The 21,231-nt window shown below is 32.0% G+C and carries 24 protein-coding genes; 18 read left to right on the top strand and 6 right to left on the bottom strand.

The genetic code is table 11. The features are described 5' to 3' along the window. Window positions 1-409 precede the first annotated feature (409 nt). Both C1Y58_RS20165 and C1Y58_RS20160 read left to right on the top strand, forming a co-directional pair. Window positions 410-1,108, top strand: a complete 699-nt coding sequence (locus C1Y58_RS20165; protein WP_105618166.1) for an N-acetylmuramoyl-L-alanine amidase family protein — start codon at window positions 410-412, stop codon at window positions 1,106-1,108. 3 nt (window positions 1,109-1,111) lie between these two features. Beyond that, window positions 1,112-1,465: a hypothetical protein gene (locus tag C1Y58_RS20160; protein WP_105618164.1), complete on the top strand. Its 354-nt coding sequence runs from the start codon at window positions 1,112-1,114 to the stop codon at window positions 1,463-1,465. A gap of 137 nt (window positions 1,466-1,602) precedes the next feature. Here C1Y58_RS20160 and C1Y58_RS20155 read toward each other — a convergent pair whose 3' ends face one another. Continuing rightward, window positions 1,603-2,529 (bottom strand): S66 family peptidase, encoded by a 927-nt coding sequence (locus C1Y58_RS20155; RefSeq protein WP_105618162.1) that lies wholly within the window; start codon window positions 2,527-2,529, stop codon window positions 1,603-1,605. A gap of 886 nt (window positions 2,530-3,415) precedes the next feature. Here C1Y58_RS20155 and C1Y58_RS20150 point away from each other — a divergent pair. Continuing rightward, window positions 3,416-4,300 (top strand): aminoglycoside phosphotransferase family protein, encoded by an 885-nt coding sequence (locus C1Y58_RS20150; RefSeq protein ID WP_242985444.1) that lies wholly within the window; start codon window positions 3,416-3,418, stop codon window positions 4,298-4,300. An 819-nt stretch (window positions 4,301-5,119) separates the two neighbouring features. Here C1Y58_RS20150 and C1Y58_RS20140 read toward each other — a convergent pair. The 3 genes from C1Y58_RS20140 to C1Y58_RS20130 all read right to left on the bottom strand — a co-directional run bounded on the left by C1Y58_RS20140 (window position 5,120) and on the right by C1Y58_RS20130 (window position 7,350). Continuing rightward, on the bottom strand, window positions 5,120-5,419 hold the full coding sequence (locus C1Y58_RS20140; protein WP_105618156.1) for a hypothetical protein: 300 nt from the start codon (window positions 5,417-5,419) through the stop codon (window positions 5,120-5,122). Window positions 5,420-5,541: 122 nt separating this feature from the next. Continuing rightward, window positions 5,542-6,033, bottom strand: coding sequence for a DinB family protein (locus tag C1Y58_RS20135; RefSeq protein WP_105618154.1), 492 nt, complete (start codon window positions 6,031-6,033; stop codon window positions 5,542-5,544). Between the two features lie 351 nt (window positions 6,034-6,384). Next, window positions 6,385-7,350 (bottom strand): alpha/beta fold hydrolase, encoded by a 966-nt coding sequence (locus C1Y58_RS20130; RefSeq protein WP_105618152.1) that lies wholly within the window; start codon window positions 7,348-7,350, stop codon window positions 6,385-6,387. 264 nt (window positions 7,351-7,614) lie between these two features. Between C1Y58_RS20130 and C1Y58_RS20125 the strand changes: the two genes are divergently transcribed. Then, window positions 7,615-8,919 carry a helix-turn-helix domain-containing protein gene (locus C1Y58_RS20125; protein ID WP_105618150.1) on the top strand — a complete coding sequence of 435 codons (1,305 nt, stop codon included), beginning with the start codon at window positions 7,615-7,617 and terminating at the stop codon, window positions 8,917-8,919. 103 nt (window positions 8,920-9,022) lie between these two features. Next, window positions 9,023-10,738: a S8 family peptidase gene (locus C1Y58_RS20120; protein WP_105618148.1), complete on the top strand. Its 1,716-nt coding sequence runs from the start codon at window positions 9,023-9,025 to the stop codon at window positions 10,736-10,738. Window positions 10,739-10,761: 23 nt separating this feature from the next. On the opposite strand, the gene C1Y58_RS20115 is transcribed toward C1Y58_RS20120, so the two are convergent. Together C1Y58_RS20115 and C1Y58_RS20110 are read right to left on the bottom strand one after the other, a co-directional pair. After that, complete coding sequence (locus C1Y58_RS20115) at window positions 10,762-11,661, bottom strand: C39 family peptidase (protein ID WP_105618146.1); 900 nt, start codon at window positions 11,659-11,661, stop codon at window positions 10,762-10,764. Window positions 11,662-11,728: 67 nt separating this feature from the next. Beyond that, window positions 11,729-12,247 carry a YcxB family protein gene (locus C1Y58_RS20110; RefSeq protein WP_105618144.1) on the bottom strand — a complete coding sequence of 173 codons (519 nt, stop codon included), beginning with the start codon at window positions 12,245-12,247 and terminating at the stop codon, window positions 11,729-11,731. A gap of 398 nt (window positions 12,248-12,645) precedes the next feature. On the opposite strand from C1Y58_RS20110, the gene C1Y58_RS20105 reads away from it, so the two are divergent. The 13 genes from C1Y58_RS20105 to C1Y58_RS20045 all read left to right on the top strand — a co-directional run bounded on the left by C1Y58_RS20105 (window position 12,646) and on the right by C1Y58_RS20045 (window position 21,223). After that, window positions 12,646-13,155, top strand: a complete 510-nt coding sequence (locus tag C1Y58_RS20105) for a YqeG family HAD IIIA-type phosphatase (RefSeq protein ID WP_105618142.1) — start codon at window positions 12,646-12,648, stop codon at window positions 13,153-13,155. Next, window positions 13,152-14,015 (top strand): shikimate dehydrogenase, encoded by an 864-nt coding sequence (aroE, locus tag C1Y58_RS20100; RefSeq protein WP_105618140.1) that lies wholly within the window; start codon window positions 13,152-13,154, stop codon window positions 14,013-14,015. Before C1Y58_RS20105 ends, aroE begins: the two co-directional genes overlap by 4 nt. Next, complete coding sequence (locus C1Y58_RS20095; protein WP_105618138.1) at window positions 14,016-14,546, top strand: shikimate kinase; 531 nt, start codon at window positions 14,016-14,018, stop codon at window positions 14,544-14,546. It abuts the gene before it with no gap. A gap of 83 nt (window positions 14,547-14,629) precedes the next feature. Continuing rightward, a complete protein-coding gene (gene aroQ, locus C1Y58_RS20090; protein ID WP_105618137.1) occupies window positions 14,630-15,061 on the top strand; it encodes a type II 3-dehydroquinate dehydratase in 432 nt (143 codons plus the stop codon). A gap of 150 nt (window positions 15,062-15,211) precedes the next feature. Next, window positions 15,212-15,769: an elongation factor P gene (efp, locus tag C1Y58_RS20085; RefSeq protein WP_105618136.1), complete on the top strand. Its 558-nt coding sequence runs from the start codon at window positions 15,212-15,214 to the stop codon at window positions 15,767-15,769. A gap of 171 nt (window positions 15,770-15,940) precedes the next feature. After that, on the top strand, window positions 15,941-16,906 hold the full coding sequence (spoIIIAA, locus tag C1Y58_RS20080) for a stage III sporulation protein AA (protein WP_105618135.1): 966 nt from the start codon (window positions 15,941-15,943) through the stop codon (window positions 16,904-16,906). Further along, window positions 16,896-17,414 (top strand): stage III sporulation protein AB, encoded by a 519-nt coding sequence (locus tag C1Y58_RS20075; RefSeq protein WP_157950214.1) that lies wholly within the window; start codon window positions 16,896-16,898, stop codon window positions 17,412-17,414. Before spoIIIAA ends, C1Y58_RS20075 begins: the two co-directional genes overlap by 11 nt. 41 nt (window positions 17,415-17,455) lie before the next feature. Next, window positions 17,456-17,650 carry a stage III sporulation protein AC gene (gene spoIIIAC, locus C1Y58_RS20070; RefSeq protein WP_105618133.1) on the top strand — a complete coding sequence of 65 codons (195 nt, stop codon included), beginning with the start codon at window positions 17,456-17,458 and terminating at the stop codon, window positions 17,648-17,650. Between the two features lie 12 nt (window positions 17,651-17,662). After that, window positions 17,663-18,049, top strand: a complete 387-nt coding sequence (gene spoIIIAD, locus C1Y58_RS20065) for a stage III sporulation protein AD (RefSeq protein ID WP_105618132.1) — start codon at window positions 17,663-17,665, stop codon at window positions 18,047-18,049. A 61-nt stretch (window positions 18,050-18,110) separates the two neighbouring features. Further along, window positions 18,111-19,268 (top strand): stage III sporulation protein AE, encoded by a 1,158-nt coding sequence (locus C1Y58_RS20060; protein ID WP_105618131.1) that lies wholly within the window; start codon window positions 18,111-18,113, stop codon window positions 19,266-19,268. Window positions 19,269-19,277: 9 nt separating this feature from the next. Next, complete coding sequence (spoIIIAF, locus tag C1Y58_RS20055; protein ID WP_105618130.1) at window positions 19,278-19,904, top strand: stage III sporulation protein AF; 627 nt, start codon at window positions 19,278-19,280, stop codon at window positions 19,902-19,904. Next, the gene (locus C1Y58_RS20050; protein ID WP_105618129.1) at window positions 19,904-20,482 is read left to right on the top strand and encodes a hypothetical protein; all 579 of its coding nucleotides are present in this window, start codon (window positions 19,904-19,906) and stop codon (window positions 20,480-20,482) included. Before spoIIIAF ends, C1Y58_RS20050 begins: the two co-directional genes overlap by 1 nt. Window positions 20,483-20,497: 15 nt before the next feature. Next, window positions 20,498-21,223: a SpoIIIAH-like family protein gene (locus C1Y58_RS20045; protein ID WP_105618128.1), complete on the top strand. Its 726-nt coding sequence runs from the start codon at window positions 20,498-20,500 to the stop codon at window positions 21,221-21,223. The last annotated feature ends 8 nt before the right edge of the window (window positions 21,224-21,231 follow it).

Genomic DNA, 21,231 nt, shown 5'->3' with positions numbered 1-21,231 from the left:
TAAACTCCTTGAAGAAGTATACATAAATGACATGAAAGGGAGACAGGATTTGAAAGTAAGCTAAAAGTATATTCTGAGAATTAATGTTGTGGAGTCTAGAGCTAAATGAGAAATTGCACAACTTGCCTTAACATGGTATAATAATACATAAATAACAAATATAGCATTTTACATAACTTCAATAGATGACCTGGCACTATATTAATTATGTGGTAAATTATGATTTGTGTATCAAACTAAATATACTTATTTTCCTAGAATATAACACTTGTCAATATAGATAAGTGTTATTTTACTTAGAGAGGAGTAGCCTATGGTAGAGAAATATATATAGCTTATAAAAGGAAAATGCAATGAAGTAAAAGCAATTCTCATAGAATCTGGAGTTTTAAATTAAGGAGATGATAAATTGAAACCAGTTCTAATTATTGATCCAGGTCATGGAGGAAGGGACTTTGGGGGTGGATCTAATATACATTGGAAAGAGAAGGATAAGGTGCTCAAAATCAGTTTATATCAATATGCCCGCTTTAAGCATCTTGGGGTACCTGTTAAATTAACAAGAGAATCTGATGTCTATTTAGATCCTAAAAAAAGGACAGGGATTGTAAGAAAGAGTGAAGCCAGGTACTGTTTATCAAATCACATAAATGCAGGCGGTGGACAAGGTGCTGAATTTATACATAGCATTTACTCAGATGGGGAACTTGAAGAAAGACTTAAAGAAGAACTAGAAAAGGCTGGGCAAAATATCCGCAGAGTGTTCACTAGAGTACTACCAAGTGATCCATCAAAAGATTATTATTATATGCACCGGGATACAGGAATAGTAAATACTACAATAGCTGAATATGGTTTTGCTGACAATGATAAAGATACAAGAAGATTACTTAATCATTGGCAAGAAGATGCAGAAGCTATTATCAAGAGTTATACAGAATTCTTAGGATTTACATATACTTTACCTGAAGATAAACCTAGTCATTGTTACGGGGATAGTTGGCTATGGGCTAAAGAAGATGGATTAGTCGATGGTACGAACTCTATAAGTCCAGCAACTAGAGAAATGGTTTCAAAAATATTGTATAGATCACAGAGAGGAGAATAGTATATGTTAGAATTTTTAAATAATTATGGGTTATATTTATTAATTGTTATTTGCTTAATAGGTTTAGTAGCTTATACATCTTGGTCAATTAAGGTTAGAGGTACTAAAGAAACCTTAGAAAATTTTAGAGAAGTAGCATTTAAATTTATGTTAGCAGCTGAGAAAAAATTTTCTAATGGTGACAAGAAATTTATCTATGTAGTAGAACGTTTATATGTTATACTGCCTGATCCAATAAAGGTAGTGTTTACTAAAGATGATATACAAAAGTGGGTGCAGACTTTATATGATGATTTTGTTATGGACTATTTAGATGATGGGCAATTAAATGATTCAAATGAAAAGCTACTAGGTTAATACCTAGTAGCAATTTTATTTACTTGCATTATCCACTTTTACCCAATCACTGTATTCCATTATAAAACGATATCCTAATGGAAAGATAACAACAGTAATCAAAGCACTAAAAATAAATTGGAATCCTAATGAGTAGTTTAATAACCCAAATAATCCTCTAATAGCTTTATTTTCTTATTAGTACTATCCAATTCAATATAACATCCTATTGGTGTTACCATTGGTCGATTATGACGACTATGAAAATCTGCAATAATTGGTAGATTCTCATTATTAAGTACTTCTAATAATAATTCATAAGGCTTTCTACCTGTTTTTTGATCATCATAAAATTCATGTTTTGACAATATAATTCCTGATATCTTATCAAAGATTCCATTAACTTTTAAGAAAGAGAAGTTTCTCTCTAAAGTAGAAGCATTTCCATCATCCTCAATGAAAAGTATATCCCCTTCCTTTATGTTAGGCATATACTTACTGCCCCAAAAACCTAATATAGTTTCCACGTTACCACCTATTAATCTACCTCTAACTTTCCCTTTAGTTATCGTCTTCCATTCATTATTTGATATTTCGTAAGGTATTGTCAGATCATTTACTAATAGATCCTCGAAATACCCATATATTTCATCAACTAATAAGGGGGATTCCCAAAATTCTTCAGCTACTGGTGGTCCATAAAAAGTGGGAATCCCTGTTTGTGCATATAGTCCCAATAATATTGCTGTAACATCTGAGTAACCAATTACGATCTTTGGGTTCTGAATAAAAGCTTCATAATCTATATATGGTAAAAGTGAATTGGAATTCATCCCTCCAATTGTTGCCATAATGCATTTAATATTAGGATTTCGTATTAGACTATTTAGCTCCTCTACTCTTTCTTTTATGGAACCTGAACGATAGTAATCTGATTTTCTAGTTAGATTTCCCTCAACTATTTTGTATCCCTTATTTTCTAGATATTTTTTCGCACTAACATATGTATTAAAATTATCGATCGGACATGAAGGTGAGAATATACCTATACTGTCTCCGTATCTTAACTTTTCTAACTTCTTCATATTTAACACTCCTTATTTTTTATTATTTGTTCTATATCATTCAAAAGTTAATGACCAAATAGGAATACTGGACTTATGACAACATGGTAGACACCGTAAGTTTAACTTTTTAAGCTGTCATAGCTAGTTCATGTACTGTTTGTTGGGGTTTTATAATTCAAAGCACTATGAACCCTATTTCGGTTATACTAGGATTCAATGTAGTCAAAGATGACTTTTCGTACTTCTTCAAAGCTATAGTATTTATAATGATTTCTTTTAAAAAATTCATTGACTGATCTTATAGCTAACTGAGTAAATTATATCACAATATAGATTAAAATGGAATTTATAGTACTGAAAAAGAATCTCAATCTAATATAAGGTTCTTCATTGCATCATTGCTTTATCTTATTAGATATATATTGAGTAAAATAGTCTCTATTAAGAAGAGCATAAAAGAATTATTATAGAGATTAATTATAACTATTCTAGATATTGAATGATGAACTTCAACTACTATACAATAAAATCATTCAAGATTACTTCTTGTACTATATCATAATAGAAAAAGTATGATGTGAAGAAAATAGACAAATGGGATGAGAGTACCATGAGTATAAAGAATTAGTAAGAGTTCTTTCATCGATGAGAGATATAAGAATAAGGGCTATATAGCAGATATCTACTTTATGTAAGTAGCTATAAAATATTTTTCTCGGCTCAGTGGAGTAATCAAACAAGGAAAACATGGAGGATTTGTAAAATGAATAACGTCTATTCAGAGTCAGAACAAATACAGGTGAATCCCAAGACTCTAATACATGTGCTAAGTGAAATGCTTGGAGTAAATGTTATCAATGCAACTTACCAAACCAAGCACCTACATGGCGGGACTTTGGGCGATGTGCGTCTTGTAACAGGAATAGCGGAAGTTGGTGACGGCGAGGAATTGCCGTATAATGTTGTTCTAAAGATACAAAAAAAATGGAATCGTTATGGCGATCCCGATTCATGGCGTAGAGAATATGATCTTTATGCATCGGATTTAGATGAAGTCTTTACTGATGCATTCCGTTGGCCTAAATGCTATCATGCGGAGATAAATAATGATAACACACAAATATGGATGGAATATGTTGAAGGTGTATCGGGTTTGGACATGACTGTCGAAATGTATGAACATGCAGCGGAAGAATTGGGACGTTTTCAAGGTAGGATATATGTAGAGAAGTATGTTGTGCTACAGAGCCTTTCCAATCTTAGTGAAGTGGATTTAGTAAAAAAAACCTATCTGCATTATAAAACATGGAAAGAGGTATACGACTACATCCGTTACGATAATTGCGAAATTCCTAAGCATATATGCAATATGTTAATTGATGTAGACGATAATTCAGACGAAATATGGTTACGAATCGAAAAATTACCCATAGTTTTTTGCCACAGAGATTTTTGGATAACGAATATATTCTGCATTGACAAAAAAATCAGACTTATTGATTGGGATACCACCGGGTGGGGCTATATGGGGGAAGATATTGCAAGCTTGATTGCGGATGAGACAGAAATTGATTACATGGTTGAATGCTACCATAAATGTATCCCTGCGTATTATAAAGGATTTTCAGAATATGCGGATATATCCCATATATCAGATAATTGCGTTCGTGAATTGATACTTGTTATGTTCGGGTACAGGCTTATAGAAGGGTATAAATACGCCCAGTCACCTGACGAAAAAGAGCTGCATCTCAATACGCTTCAAAAGATTTATGATATGGGTCTATAATCAATGTGATTGTAACCATATTATGCGTGCATGAAAGAATGCTGAAAAACCGCCGTTTAAAAGCGATACGGTGAACCCTGTCATTAATATAGACACTAAAAAAGTACAAGTTAAGAAAAGCCCCGTTCGGTCCGATACTGAATGGGGCTTTGATAATAAAAATTAATGATTACATTTAAAAGTTTCATATTCTGCTGGTAAAACTAAGTTATTTAATTTAGCAGTTTCAGCAAATGATGCTAAAGGAATACTTGATAACAAAAAAAACTTATAGGGATTATGGGGAACATATATAACATAGTCTAATATCCAATCTACTTTCTTATTAATACTTCCTACATTTACTACCGCAGTGTACCTCCTATTATTAATTTGATATGTATATCTTCTTTTATAGTAAGAATTTCTATATGAACCATTTTTGGTTGTGGAGGTTAGTTTTGCTGCGGTTATATTACAATTTCTAGATATTGATATAACTCTATAAACCGATATTAGATGAATAATAAGCCACAGTATAAAGAATGGAATTAGAAAATTCAAAAATTCTTTTTCATTAGTAGGGAGAGTGATGATTCCTAATATTAGAAAAAGTAAAAAATAACCAAACCCCATAATTTTCTTTGGACCAAGTAACCATAGCCCTAATAACGAACGTTTTGTGAATTTCATTTTTTTATTAATAATAACACTCCTTTGTGCACTAATCACTTGATATGGATTAAAAAATTGAGTCCAGTTTAATATGAAACAGTGATATATTCTACCGCCCATATGCTAAATGGTATGTGCGGTAGAATGAATCAGTATATAAAGTATTTATTGATCTAATTTTATTGAAGTAGGAGTATTTCTTGCCATTAAGGAGGTAATACCTTTTTCAACACTAGATACGTCGCATAATGGAATATAGCTCGTAGTATCCTCCAAAAGTAGATCATTGATGATTACAACAGCACCTACTACATCAACGAATCTACCAGTAGCTATAGATGCTACACCACTTTCAATAAAAGTTAAGCCAATTATATCTCCACATTTGAATTCTTCACAAATTAATCTACTTAAAGATTCAGTACAACAATTACAAATAGTATGTTCATTAGAATACTCGTACATTTTAACATCACCTTTCATAAATTATACAATATTATATGATTTGCGACAGCAAATCGCTACAAAATTAAAGTGATGTTGAAAAATATATATCTATTATATTTTTAGCCATAATTAGTCTTATATTATTCTCCGTAATAATCAATCCACTCCACAGTTTCACTATTGTTTTCTCTCAAAATACAATTGCAATATCCAACATGATATTGTATATGTCGAACTTGCATAAATATGACGTCTATGTTCTTTATCTTATCAAAAAGAATAGAATTATCATGAAGCCATTTATCATCTTTATGGGCAAAAAAAGTATTTATAAGGTCCTTCACTGCATTTTTATATTCAATTAAATCTTTTCTTGTTATTTGATGCTCTGGCTCATTTTCTAATTCAGGATAAACTTTTTTATCCTCGAAGGGTTCTACAAATTTAACATTATTTTGCCTGAACCAAAAATTAATGCCTGTAAGTGTATGTAGTAGCTGTTGCCAGAATACATAACCTCCCTTTTTTTCATACCATAAATCATCAGGACATGTTTCTAATATTTTTTCAAGCATAGTAAAAGCTAATTCAAATTGAGTTTTGGTTATCTTTAGTAACGCGGTATTGCTCATTATATACCTCCTAAGATAAAAGTATTATACATATTCTACAAAATGCATATATTTAATTATATATAAATTCGATAGAATTATCAAATTTTATCAAATTTATCCACTTGTCTAGTCCTACTATAGACATATAATTATTAATCAAAAAAAAACCACCTTAACCTATCAGAGTGGTAATTTAAGGTGGTATATTTATTAACTAAAATCTATTAACATTTATTACGATTTAATGTACATCCGGAACATAACATCCAAAGTTAAAACTACAAAATCTGCTACAAATCATCTATAAGCCTATCCTCTGAAAGGTTGGATAGTAGCTTAAAAAATATATGTGCCGTTTTGCTTACTTATCTAGTAATATGTTTCTTCTAATATCCTCAAAAGTAGATTGACAAATTTAACTGGCTCTTCATAATCAGGAAAATGAGCTGAATGTTCAAACCAGATACACTCCTTTTTAGGAGCTTTCAATTGTTTAACATATTTATCAACTATCATTGAAGGAGAGGCATAGTCATACCTGCCCATACAAAAATAAGCTGGTACTTCTATTTCTTGAATAGTGTTAAAAAAGTTAATGCCCCTTTCAAACAAATGTGTTAATAAATTTGTAGCTGTGAATGAAGCACCTTTTACGATATTCTCGAACTCTTTATCACTAGAATTATCTTTAAGCTCTTTGTAAATATTGCACTTTCTTTCGATACAATCAAATTCATTTAGCCATTTCCTCTGTATGGATATGTCTCTTAATAGATTTGCATAAGGGGGAGCACCTATTTCTTCCAGTTCTTTTAAGGCTGTTACGTGTTTTTTTTCTTTTGATTTTTCTAGTAAAAAGTCATATGAAATCTTTTCATTCTCTTTAAGATCAATTACTTGACCAATCCCAATATAGGCGTAGAATTTTTCGGGATATCTCGTTATTATGTCAAGTCCTATGATACTCCCAAAGGATTGTCCTGCTATGTATAACTTTTTCCTATTAAATTTTGTTAATAGAAAATCGATAACTTCTGCCGTATCTGAAACAAACTGTTCCAGGTTCATAGTTTCTTTAGGGATATTATCGTAATATGATTTGCCAGCTCCTCTTTGATCCCAATTAATGACTAAAAAATGGTCTTCAATGCGAGTTTGATATTGAACAGCATTTGGACTAGAAGGAATGCCGGGTCCTCCATGCAAAAAAAGGATTATAGGATTGTTAACCCTATTTCCTCTTATAAGTATGTGCTGGTCTACCCCTCCTATTGTAATTATCGTTGATTCATTTACAATATTGTCATTGTTTATACCTTGTAAAACTCTATTCATTTTTTTACCTCCTTGAAATTTATAGTGTAATTAAATCTAGTACTACTCATACAACTGATTATGGTCTTGAAAAATAAAGTTAAATATAATTAAACTTTATTAATATAGTATATCTTTTAAGTGCTATCATGTCAATTGTAAGTTAAAATAAATTTAACTAATGTAAATATACTCATTATTGTGATTCTATTTTATTTATATTATAATAAAATGAGTAGTTAACTTTATAGAAATTAATTTATATTGAACTTTTGGAGGGTTTTAATGCCTAAAACTATTGGTGAAAAAATAAAAGAGTTAAGAAAAGAACTTAAAGTTACACAGTCAGAGGTGGCTGGAAAAGATATGACAAAAAGCATGTTAAGTCAAATTGAAAATAATATTGCGACTCCATCAATGAGAAGCCTTAAGATAATAGCGAATAAATTGAATAAACCAGTAGCATATTTTTTAGAAGAGGAAAGAGAGAATTTAGATGGTTTTTCACAAGAAAGCACAATGAAAAGAGTTAAAGAAATTAATTTGATTATGGATGAGTTTCGATATGAGGAAGCTAAAAATGCATTATATGATTTACTAACCAATTTAAGTTTTACTAAGAATGATAAGTTATGTGGAGATATTCATTATAAAATAGGAGAATGCTTAACCCATCTTAATAAATATGATGATAGTGAAAAAGAAATTGATAAAGCCATCGAAATATATCTAAAGGGTCAATTGTATTCTGATGCAGCGATGGCATATATGGAAAAGGCGAATAGATATATCAATGCCTTTGATTATCAATCGTGTACAACTATTATAAATGAGGCTGTTGAGATATACCAGTTATCAATTACCAAAGACTATTTTTTCGAGATTAACTTAATATACCTTAAGACGATTATATGTGCTGGGTCAGGAGAACTTAATGATGCTCTTATCCATTTAAAGCAGGCTATTTCATTATCTAAAGAAAAGAATATTTATTATAAATGTGATCATTTGTATCAGACAGCAGCTTCGATCAATCTCGTTTTAAGAAATTATGATGAGTTTGTGTATAACATTAAAAAAGCTGAACAGTTTGCACAGTTTACAGAAAACAAATTAAGTCTAGCAATTATTTATATCAATTATGCAGAATATGAAAATCTAAAAAATAATCCTGACAGAGCTCTTAATTATTTAGGTAATCTTAAGGAGAGACAATTGAGGAAAGACCTATATTCATTCTATGTTATAGAAAAGGCAAAAGCTTTGTACCTTTTAGAAGAATATGAGAGTGCACTGCAATTGTTTGAAGATATCCATTACAATAATGAAGGTCTACTCAATTTCGATTATCTATTTTTATGGTCAGCAAAGATTTATCATGGACTTACATTGGTTAAGCTTGATAGAAATGAAGAGGCTTTGATAGAAATGCAAATTGCAATTGATAAGTTAGAAGGCTTCCAATATTCTGTTTATCATACTTTCGCCTATAAAAGTATTAGTAATCTCTATTTTAATCTAAGAGAATTTGAAAGCGCTTATAACTATCTTAAGAAAGCAAATGATATAGAAAATTCTCTTGATATCTAGGACGGTTACTACCATTTTCATTGTTTTCAAGTATATTGCATGTACCCATCATCATAGCTTATATTAAATGGACATCATAAATAAGTAACATGGGGGGATTAACTTGCGACAAGAAAATATTGTTGAAGATCTAAATTGTCACCGAATCATCACATCGGATAATTACGTTGATGTTTGGTATAGGGTAGATGAAGACCTCCAAAAACTAACTGAAGAGATAGGAGCAGAGTGTTTTCAGGTAGCCTTAGGAGGATGGGGGATAGCTTATTTTAAGGTGGAACCTGAAGAAGGTGTCGAGTTTTATTCAAATAGTGATTATGTATCTCTACCCGTCTTATTTGGTCTTTCTAGTATGAGTAGTCTTGATTCTGCAGGAATAACTCCAATTATTAATAATAAAGCTCTTGATTTAACTGGAAATGGTGTCATTGTAGCGATTATCGATACAGGTATTGATTATACCCATGAAGCATTCATTAATGATGATAATACAAGTAAGATTATGAGTATATGGGATCAAACTGTAGAAGGAAATCCACCTATGGATTTTCTTTATGGTGCTGAATACACAAACCTTCAAATCAACGAAGCACTCAAATCCGATAATCCATTATCCATAGTACCTTCTACTGATGCAATTGGTCATGGTACCTTGCTGGCAGGTTTAGCTGCAGGGAAAGCAAATTTACAAGTAGGATTTCAAGGTGCTGCTCCAGGTGCAGATCTTATTATAGTTAAGTTAAAACCAGCAAAAAAATATTTAAAGGACTTTTATCAAATAAATGAAGATGCAATTGCATTCCAAGGAAATGACATGTCTTTAGGTTTAAAATATGTTTTAGATAAATCGAAAGAGCTAAATAAGCCAATAGTTGTACTTAATGCATTAGAATCTAATGCAGGTCCGCATAATGGTTCTACTTATAAAGAACAGATTATGGCTAAGGAAGGCACTTCATATGGGGTAGTCATTGTTAGTGTTGCTGGTAATGAAGCAAATTCAGGTCATCATTATCATGGTATCTTTAAGAAAGATAAAGAACGCATCAATGTTGATTTAAACATAGCGGAAAGTGAAAGAGGCATTAATTTTAGTATATGGAGTCCATTACCAGACCAAGTCAGTATTGAACTGATAACTCCCAGTGGTTTTTCTACTGGCCCCATACCATTTAAGGAAAACATTTGGCAGAGCTACATTATACCAACAGTAAAGACTATTGTTCATATTCGGTACGATCTAATCGAAGAAAGAACAATGGATGAATTAATAGTTGTTAGGATTGAACATATTTTACCAGGTATATGGACTCTAGTTGTTCATGGAAATATTGTTATTGTAGGAGAATTTGATATATACTTACCTATCAGAGGCTTTATTGATGAGGGCACTTCATTTCTAAAACCTGATCCTGATGTAACCATAGTTAATCCTTCTTCAAATAGTGGTATTATTACAGTTGGGGCATATAATGAAAAAACGACTAGCATCTATTTACCATCTGGCAGAGGTTTTACGAGAGACGATAGAGTGAAACCTGATATTGTAGCACCTGGAGTTAATGTTATCGGACCCTATCCTAATGGTGAATATGTTAAGAGGTCTGGTACCAGCATAAGTGCGGCAATAACTGCTGGTGCAAGTGCAATCTTGTTGGAATGGGGAATTATTAAAGGTAATAATCCAACCATTAATACTGTGGCATTAAGAACATATCTTGCAAGAGGGGCAAAGAAGAGAAATGGAGTGGTTTATCCTAATCAAGAATGGGGCTACGGTCAGCTGGATCTAATGAGTACCTTTAAAAAACTGTTTTAGGAAAGCGAAGTAAAGCTACCAGATTAATTATTGGTAGCTTTATTTTCATTATCATATTTATATTGATTATGCGTTAGAGTTACAGCTTGACGTCCCATTTCTACCCAAATTTTTTTGAAGGAAGAACTTTTGCAATATTCCTTCTTACCTGTCCAAGGATCGTGGAAGATGACATGTGAAGAGGTATAACCCATTAATAGAACTGAATGTTGAGGAGTTTTCCACTGAACTTCATTGCCATTAGGGTCATACCATGTTTTACTGATTCTTGGTTGCTTCATCCCGATCGTTGTCCAGACAATAATTGGTCTACCGCTATCAATGACTGCCAATAAATCCTCAAAAGTACATCCGGTCATATCAACTGCTAATCCAGGAAGATAAAAATTGATCAAATCAGTTATAGGTTGGTGAAATACCCCATATCCTTCGACAGAATAAGGGTCGCCAATAAAGGATGTATTAGGATTAGCTGCATAAAGCTGACCATTATGTCTATGAGGAATTTTACTCTTAGGTAAAAGTAAAGCCACTTCCTCTTTAGAAACATCTAGATCTGCCCACTGAAGAAGCATTGCTGTAGATGTTGCCTCACAACCAGTAGGTAAGTTAGGAAGCTGTGGTATAAGAGGTACATCTAATACTTCATGAACTGGTTGGGGAGTATTATTAGTTTTAAGAAAATTAATATACTTTAGCTGAATAAAAGTGAGCAAGCAGAGTATGATAAGAAGAGATATTTGAGAAAGTAAGACTCTTTTTTTAGATAAGTTAATCTGAACAATGTATATAATACCACCTCCTAGTGCACCATGACGACTAAATACACATACATTGTTTCTAGATGTATGTATTACATTATCTTTCTTAAGAAAAGAAAGAATATTATTATAATCAATATATGCATACTTATTATAGATCATGGTGCACTAGCATTATATGAAGATGGTAGGACTAATATACTTAAGTTAAAACATATGTCGCAATTGTTTACGATGCATCAATTTTATCATCATGGATATAATGTAAAATATAATCCAGTAGATGCTTCGTTTCTTCCTTATTGAGATATCGCCTTGGCAATATAAATGCTTTTTGCTTACTTATGTAAAATATAAAATAATCCTTGTTGATGTGAATATTATAGATATAGTCCCAAGGTAGCATTTTAGTAGCAGACTTACTTGCTATACGTATACCCTCATCAGATATATGATAGGTTAATTCTTCCTTTAAAAACTTATCTTTTCTATAAACGATATGTAAAATTAGTTTATAGGTATATGGTATTAAGCTATGGAGTAATAGTAGTATAAATCCTATGATACTGATAACAAGTAATATATCCTTCTGTGTAAGGAAATAAAATATTAACCCTGATAAAAAGCATAGGAAAAACAAGCTCATCAAGATACTAGTTATAATTCTACGTTTTAGATTTCTCCTAAAATGGCTCTTGTTAAATTGAAATAAGTCTTTTTTAGTTAATTGTATAACTTTGCAAAGCATTGCTTAAACCTCCTAAAGGGACTTGAATCAACTATATATATTGAACGAAATATTGCGAATGTTATTCTTTAGTTCTATATATATTCCTTTGTTTATAAGGTGAATAGTTCTCAGTAATTGCTGTGCTAATAACAATTAACTAATTCAACTTATATAGTATCACTGGTAGTTATAATAATTATAGTACAAATATTTCCATAGTACAATATTATGGGTAGAGATTAACATGAAAAAATGGATTATCGTGTTGAGGTGAAACAATTTCTGTAGTATAATTTCCTTAATGATAAAAATTAACAATTATCATTCTTATTTAAGTGAGAAGAAAAAAATTAGTTTATAAGGTATTATGAGAGCAAAATTATAATTAGATTATAAGAATTATATAGAGGTGAATTATGAAAAGACTATTTCCAACAGAGTATGTCAGTAGTGTGTATGATATTAACTATGAAGATTTATTTGAGAAGGGGATTAGGGGGTTAATTTTTGATATTGATAATACATTAGTTCCTTATTTTGTTAAAGAAAGTGATGACCAACTCATCGAACTTTTCACTTCTTTAAGAGAAAAAGGATTTAAAATTAGCCTTGTTTCTAATGGAAAGAAAGATCGGGTTATGAAATTTAATGAAAAGTTAAAAGTATATGCTTTCCCTCGCGCTAATAAACCTGGTACAGTGAATTTAAAGAAAGCCATGAAAGTTATGAATACAGATGCGGAGTCTACTGTTATGATAGGGGATCAGATTTTTACAGATGTTTGGGCAGCTAACCGTGCTGGCATGATGAATATCTTGGTTGAGCCCATATCAGAAAAAGATGAGTTTATCACATGGATTAAACGAGGTATCGAAGGGAAGATTATTAAAAAGTATAAGAAAAAAGTAAGAGGTGATAGCCAATGATTAAAGGATCTACGAAAGTATTTAGTGTAATAGGCGATCCAATTGAACATACGCTATCACCCAAATTACATAATACATTAATAAAAGAACTTAACCACGATGCAGTGTATGTTCCTTTACATGTTCGCAAAGATAATTTGAATGATGCGATAAGGGGAGCGCATGCGTTAGGTATTATAGGGATGAATGTAACTATCCCTCATAAAGAAAATGTAATGGATTCTATAATTAGTGTTGATCCAATTGCTAAGCAAATAGGGGCTGTAAACACCTTAAAATACACTGATAAGGGTTACAAAGGTTATAATACAGATGCTGATGGTTTACTTCAGTCCCTTGAATATGAAGGTGTTAGCATTAAAGATCAAGTAGTAGTTATACTTGGAGCTGGTGGTGCGTCTAGAGCGGTGGCTATTTTATGCGCATCGAGAGGGGCTAAAAAGATAATCATAATGAATCGTACAATTAGAAAAGCAGAAGAATTAGCTTTTCTCGTTAAGCAGTATTATCAAGTTGATATTGAAATTTATCCAATCAATAGCCCTCTTTTAGAAAAAAAGGTTGATTTATGTATCCAGACTACTTCTGTTGGTATGTACCCTCATGTTAATAATCTAATCGTTGAGGATGATGAATTCTATAAAAAAGTACAAATAGCTGTTGACCTTATATATAATCCATCTGAAACTATGTTTCTAAAAAAATGCAAAAAAAATGGTGCTAGGACATTGAATGGGTTAGGCATGTTGGTTTATCAAGGCATTAAATCTTATGAGATTTGGAATGAAGTTAATATTACTAAATCTGTAAAGAATAAAATCTATGAGGAATTAAAAAACTACTTAAAGAGGGGATTATAGATGAACAAGCGTAATATTGTATTGATAGGTTTTATGGGGAGCGGAAAATCGTCAATCGGTAGAGACTTAGCTTATTTACTTAAAATGGACTTTTACGATAGTGATAATGTCATTGAACATCAACAGCAAAAGACGATCCCATATATATTCATGAATTTGGGGGAGGAGTATTTTAGGGCAGAAGAAGTAAAAACCATTAAAGAGTTATCAGAAAAAAAGAATGTTGTTATTGCAACAGGTGGTGGTGTCATAACGGATCAGCGTAATATTCAAGCGCTTAGAAGTAATGGAGTACTCATCTACCTTAGAGCGGACTGTGATCACATCTATAATAATGTAAAAGATGATCATAACCGACCACTACTGCAAACCGATCAACCCTATGAGACAATGAAAGCTCTACTTAACTCCAGACATCAAGCTTATGAAAAGGCATCTGATATTCAAGTTGATGTAAGTGGCAAGTCCATTCCAGAGATAATTGCATGTATACAAGAAGAATTGGGTTTGACAAAGGAGGTAATTTCATAATCTGTGGATTATTTATTTAGTGATAAAGGATCAACAGAAGAATATTATGTCATTACCATAGATAGTATACATAAGGAGGAACTATGAAAAAAATACTTGTGATAAATGGTCCAAATATTAATTTTTTAGGTATTCGAGAAGAAAATGTTTATGGTAAAAAGGATTATCAAGCACTGATAGAGTATATAAAAAAGCGTAGTGAAGAACTTGAGATAGAGGTTGGAGTCGTGCAGAGTAATCATGAAGGTGAAATAATTGATTTTATTCAGCAAGCTTATTATGGTGGGGTTGATGGATTAATTATTAATCCAGGTGCATTCACTCACTATAGCTATGCGATACGTGATGCATTGGCTTCGATAAAAACACCAATTATAGAAGTACATTTATCGAATATACATTCAAGAGAAGAATTTAGAAAGACTTCTGTAACTGCTGAGTGTTGTATGGGACAGATAAGTGGATTTAGTTTTGAATCCTACTCTTTAGCACTACATGCATTGAAGAATATTTAACATTTTTCTTGAAATATAGAGTATTTTAGTTTAAACTATAAAGGATGCTAATAAGGCAGTAAAAAGTACCAATTTTGATATTGAACTATTTATATGTTTAAACAACTATATGGAAGTTTTAGTTCAGTATAAATAAAAGGAGGATATAAGATGGTTTCAGCAGGAGATTTTAAAAACGGCTTGACTATCGAGTACGAAAACAATATTTATCAAATAGTAGAATTCCAACATGTTAAGCCTGGTAAAGGTGCGGCATTTGTAAGAACTAAATTAAGAAATTTAAAGACTGGTTCAGTAACAGAGAAAACTTTCCGTCCACAAGAAAAAATGCCAAAAGCACATATTGATAGAAAAGATATGCAATATTTATATACAGATGGTGAGTTATACCACTTTATGGACGTAGAAACTTACGATCAAATAGCTATAAATGCTGATCAATTAGGTGATGCTTTAAAGTTTGTGAAAGAAAATGATATGGTTAAAATTCTATCACATAATAGTGTGGTATTTGGTATTGAACCACCACTATTCGTTGAGTTAGAAATTATAGAGACAGAGCCTGGCTTTAAAGGTGATACTGCTCAAGGAGCTACAAAACCTGCAATTGTTGAAACTGGTGCAACAATTCAAGTACCATTATTTGTTGATCTTGGTACAGTAGTTAAGATCGATACACGTACTGGTGAGTATTTGGGTAGAGTATAATTTAAAAATATAAATAAGAACTAGAAGTAAATTGGATGAAATTCATCCAGTTTACTTCTTTTTTTTTGGAATAGTTTAGAATGTTGGACATACATATATAGTAAAAGTATGGCTTGTACACTAAAGAAAATTTATAAATTAAGAAGACTAAAGTTAAGGAGGAGGAAAAATATGAGTGAAAAGCAAATGATTTTACCACTCTTAAGTACTGAGTTACGAGAAATTTTTCAACATGTCTCCGAAGAAATTTTTAATGATTTACAGGAAATACGCCTAAGAGTTCAAAAGCCAATTGTGCTAAATATCAAAGATGAATACTATTATTTTTCAGAATCAAGTGAACTGACCAGGGAACAAGGACAAGGTATGATACTGAATGAAAAAGATCTTCTACATACCTTAGAGTTGATCAGTGATTATTCACTATATGCCTTTGAAGAAGAACTTAAACAGGGTTATATAACTGTTAAGGGAGGACATCGGGTTGGTATCGTAGGTAAGACTATTTTAGATAAAGGTAGCGTTCGTACAATTCGTCATATCTCTGGTATGAATATACGAATTGCCCATGAGGTTATAGATTGTGCCAATCTTGTAATGCCTTTCATAAAAGAAAATGAGAATTCCATTTATCATACATTGATAGTATCACCTCCAAGATGTGGTAAAACAACATTATTACGAGATATAATTCGACAGATAGCAGATAAGCTAGGAATTAATGTAGGAGTAGTTGATGAGCGTTCTGAAATAGCTGGATGCTATAAAGGTATACCTCAAAAAGATATTGGGTTGCAAACAGATGTACTTGATGGATGTCCGAAAGCAGAGGGTATGATGATGCTTTTAAGATCAATGGGACCACAAGTTATTGCTGTAGATGAAATAGGTTCGGAAGAAGATCTTCATGCTATTCAACATATTATACATGCAGGTATCAAACTCATTTGTACGGTTCACGGTTATTCATACGAGGATATAAGTCGTAAGCCTGTCCTAAATAGATTGCTAGAAGATAAAATATTTGAACGGATTATTTTCCTTGATAATTCGAGAAGTGTAGGTACAGTCACTTCAATAATCAATGAGAAAGGCTCAGAAATCTTTAAGAAAGAAGGAAAATATTATGTTTATTAAGTATATTTGCATGGCTGTAATCCTAGCTTGTTCTTCTTTACTGGGTTTTTATCTTAGTAAACTGGATGAATATCGCTTAAAAGAGTTATTAAGTGTCAAAAAAATGGCTATTATGTTAGCTTCAGAAATTGAATATTCGTCATCCCTTGTTGCTGCATTAGAACATATAGCTGGGCGTTTAGATGCACCACTTAATAATTGGGTGATGGACATAGCAGTGGAGTTATCAAAACGGACTGGTAAGCCACTGGTGACTATATGGAATGAGAAATGTGAGGTCTATGTTAACCAAGCTTATCTTACAGATAGTGATTGGGAATATATAAGAGATTTTGGAAAGAATCTTGGTTATTTGGATAAGTCCATGCAACATAAAAATATACGACTTTTTATTGATTATCTTGATGATGAAATTGTACTTATTAATAATTCGAAGGACAATAATAAAAAAATGTACCGTTCATTAGGTATTTTAATGGGATTATTAGTTGTCATTGTTTTAATATAATTTGAAAAGCTAGAATCAGATTGAAATAAGGGGGATATATGATGGACATAGAAATTGTATTCCAAATAGCTGCTGTTGGCATAGTACTAGCAGCGTTAAACATGGTACTTCAGAATTCAGGGAAAAAAGAATTAGCAATGTTAACGAGTTTAGCTGGTATAGTGGTTGTGTTATTTTGGGTGTTACAATACATAAGTGATTTATTCAACACGGTTCAGACTTTATTCCAGTTATAGGAGATGAAAAAAATGGCTATCTTTCAGATTGTTGCTATTGGTTTTGTTTCCACAATATTAATTTTAGTATTAAAGAAGCAAAATCCAGAGTTTGGGATCTATATCAGTATGATAACAGGAATAATTATATTCTTTATGATATTAAGTCAGCTGGAAGTTGTAATAAATGTATTAAGTGATATAGCAGATCGCATTAATCTAAATGCAGGCTATATCAAAATTATTTTTAAAATAATCGGTATAGCCTATATCAGCGAATTTGGAGCGGAGATTTGCAAGGATGCAGATCAGAGAGCAATAGCCATGAAAATTGAGTTTGCAGGAAAAATTCTTATCCTAGTTGTATCATTACCTATCGTCATGACGCTGTTGGATTTAGTATCAAAACTTTTGAGTTAGGCTGATTACTAGAATATCAAAGTTTGCAGAAGAAACGTCGGATAAAAAAGGGGTTAAAGTCATGAGACATACGAGGTGGATAATTCTGATTATCCTATTTCTTAGTTGCTTTTCTATTGAAGCCAATGCAAGTGACATCGACACCATATTAGAGGAACAAATGGCTATCATTGATTTTGAAGAAATTGATGCAGTATTAGGGCAAGATTATATATGGGACTATTTTAACGTTGCTAATTTTCAGGAATTATTGACTCAGTTGATTAAAGGAGAACTTGACTTTTCATTGATATCTTTTATGGAACATTTTCTTAACACATTTCTTAAAGAATTGAATGCATTGGGTATTTTGATGGGCGAGATTATCGTGCTGGCTGTTATGAGCCAGATACTTAAAAACATAGATGTTTCATTTAAGAAGACTGCTGTTGGAGAAATGGGCTTTTACGTTGTTTATGTAACCTTAATATTAATTCTCTTTAAGTCTTTTGATGTCGTTATTGATTTGGTTACAGGAACCATTAATGAGTTATATGCTTTGATGGAAAGTATATTACCAACAATGTTAATGCTGGTTATGGTAAGCGGTAATATTACAGCTGGGACAGCTCAAGGTACAGCTGTCTTATTCACACTTGAAGTATTAGTCAATATCATCAAAACATATATCCTTCCAATTATTTACTTCATAGTGATCCTAGAGTTAATTAATAATATTTCCAAACAAGATATACTTAGTCATCTTTTAAGTTTTGTGAAGGTTGTCATTAACAAAGCCTTAAAATACACTATCGTAGTTTTTTCACTTATTATGAGTGTGACCAACATTATACCTAATATGGTTGATGGGATTATTAATAAGGGAGCAAAATATGCCATGAGTTCTATACCGGTAGTTGGTACGGCTTTATCAGGAGTGGTAGATACTGTACTCAATTGCTCCGTTCTTATAAAAAATTCTGTAGGTATAGGAGCTATCATCATCATTCTAATAATGTGTATCATACCAGTCATAAAACTGCTGGCCATTTATTTTATTTATAAAATTAGTGCTTCATTGGTACAGCCTTTAGCAGATGAACGAATTGTAAAAGGACTTTCTGGCATAGGTGATTACAGTGGTATGTTATTAGGGGTGTTAATCACAGTCATGGTTTTATTTATTGCTTCTATAACAATCCTAGTAACAACAACCAATATGACTATGATGATGAGGTAGGTGAGTTAGGTGGTAGGATGGTTAAAAACATGGGTTTATAACATTGCAGTATTCATCATTTTTATTTCTATTATCGAGTTGATCATGCCCAATCAGAAATATAAAAAGTACATTAAGTTAATACTAGGTCTGATATTTATATTAGTGATCATAGAGCCTTTCTTTTCCATAATGGGATTAGATAATTACTTAACGATGAGTACGATGAATAGCAATTTGCTGATCCAACAGGAAAATGTGAAAACTGGCTTAGATCATTATAACGATAAGCAAAAAGCGATCGTAAGAGAGCAATATGAAATGATGGTTCTTGACCAAATAGAGATAGTATTAAACAGTAATAATATAAAGTTATTCAAAGGTAAAATTGAATTTTATGAAGATGATGAACAGTATGGTGAAATTAAGAATATGGAATTGACAATTGGAGAATCATCAGTTGAAGCAGGTGAAGACGAGCAAATTGTTGAACCTATTCTTATAGATTCTGTTGACATAAATGGATCAAAAGAACCTACTCAACATCAAGATATACTTCTTGAAAATAAGGTAAAGGGTATCTTAGTTGATTACTATAAAATCAATAAAGATACGATTAAGATACATATATATGAAACCAAAAAGGTGGGAGATTGATGAAGTGGTTTGATAGATTGTTTAAAAAAGGTGAGGACGGCACGAGAGTTGAGCTTTGGTATGTCGTAATTATTTTAGCTCTAGGTGTCATAATATTTACTTTTGCGAATAAAAATATAACAGAGAGTGAAGTAGACAATATACAACCTTCGATTGACACTGTTAATACGTCGAAAACAATTTCCTATGAGGAAAGACTTGAGAGTAGGTTAGAAGATACTATATCTAATATTCATGGTGTTGGTAAAGTTGATATCTTACTTACCATTGAGTCAAGCAAGGAAATTGTATTAAACAAAGATGTACCATCCGGTGAGTCAATCATGGAAGAAAAAGACAGCAGTGGAGGAAGCAGAAATTCTACTGATAAAACGCAAAGCGAAGAAACTGTATTAACCAATAATCCTGACGGCAGTTCAGAACCTATTGTCTTAAAAGAGACCATGCCTATTGTTCAGGGAGTTTTAATTTTAGCTGAAAATGGTGACGACCCAATTGTAAAAGAGACGCTAACAAATGCAGCAGTGATTTTGTTAGATATTCCAGCTCATAAAGTGCAAGTTGTAAAAATGAAATGATGGGGGAGAAGATTTATGTATAATGCAAAGAAAAATCAAATAATCATAACAGCGTTGGTCATAATGATTATTATAGCAGGTTATATCAATTACAATGATAAAGTGGAAGAGACCATGAGCGATAATGTGGGTGTAAATCATGAAGCCTATGAGACTAATAGTGCCATCAGCGAAGAATTAGCTTTTGACCCAATATTTGAAGTTCCTGATGTAACTGTACCTACAAATGCTAATGGTGCAGATAATGCTGAGCAAGATGGTGACGAAAACGAAGAAAAAGAAGGTACCGATAGTGAAGAGGAAGTGAATGTTGAGGAAAGTAACAAAGATGATATCGATCAACCGGGTGCTGCAGTATTAGTTGATAGTTCAGCTGTTGTATCAAGTCATTTTAGTCAATTGAAATTGAGCCGTGAGCAAACAAGAGCTAAATCAATTGATAATATTTACAATGTCATTAATAATAACGATGTGTCTCAAGAAGACAAAGCTGATGCTGCACAGAGATTGTTAGATTTCAATGATCGCATGATTAAGGAAACAGATGCAGAAGCCTTAGTTAAGTCAAAAGGATTTGATCAAGTTTACGTATGCATTGCTGAAACGGGTTTAGTAAATGTTGTTGTTGATAAGCAAGAATTATCACAACAAGATATCGCTAAGATAACTGATGCTGTTCGACGAGCAACCGGTAAGAGTGTAGAAGAAATACATATTAGCTCATTTAGACCACAAAGCTAAATGGGTCT

The organism is Vallitalea okinawensis (assembly GCF_002964605.1).
GTDB lineage: Bacteria > Bacillota > Clostridia > Lachnospirales > PQDH01 > Vallitalea_A > Vallitalea_A okinawensis.
The sequence above is the reverse complement of the archived record's forward strand: the minus strand, read 5'-3'. Positions and strand labels throughout refer to the sequence as shown.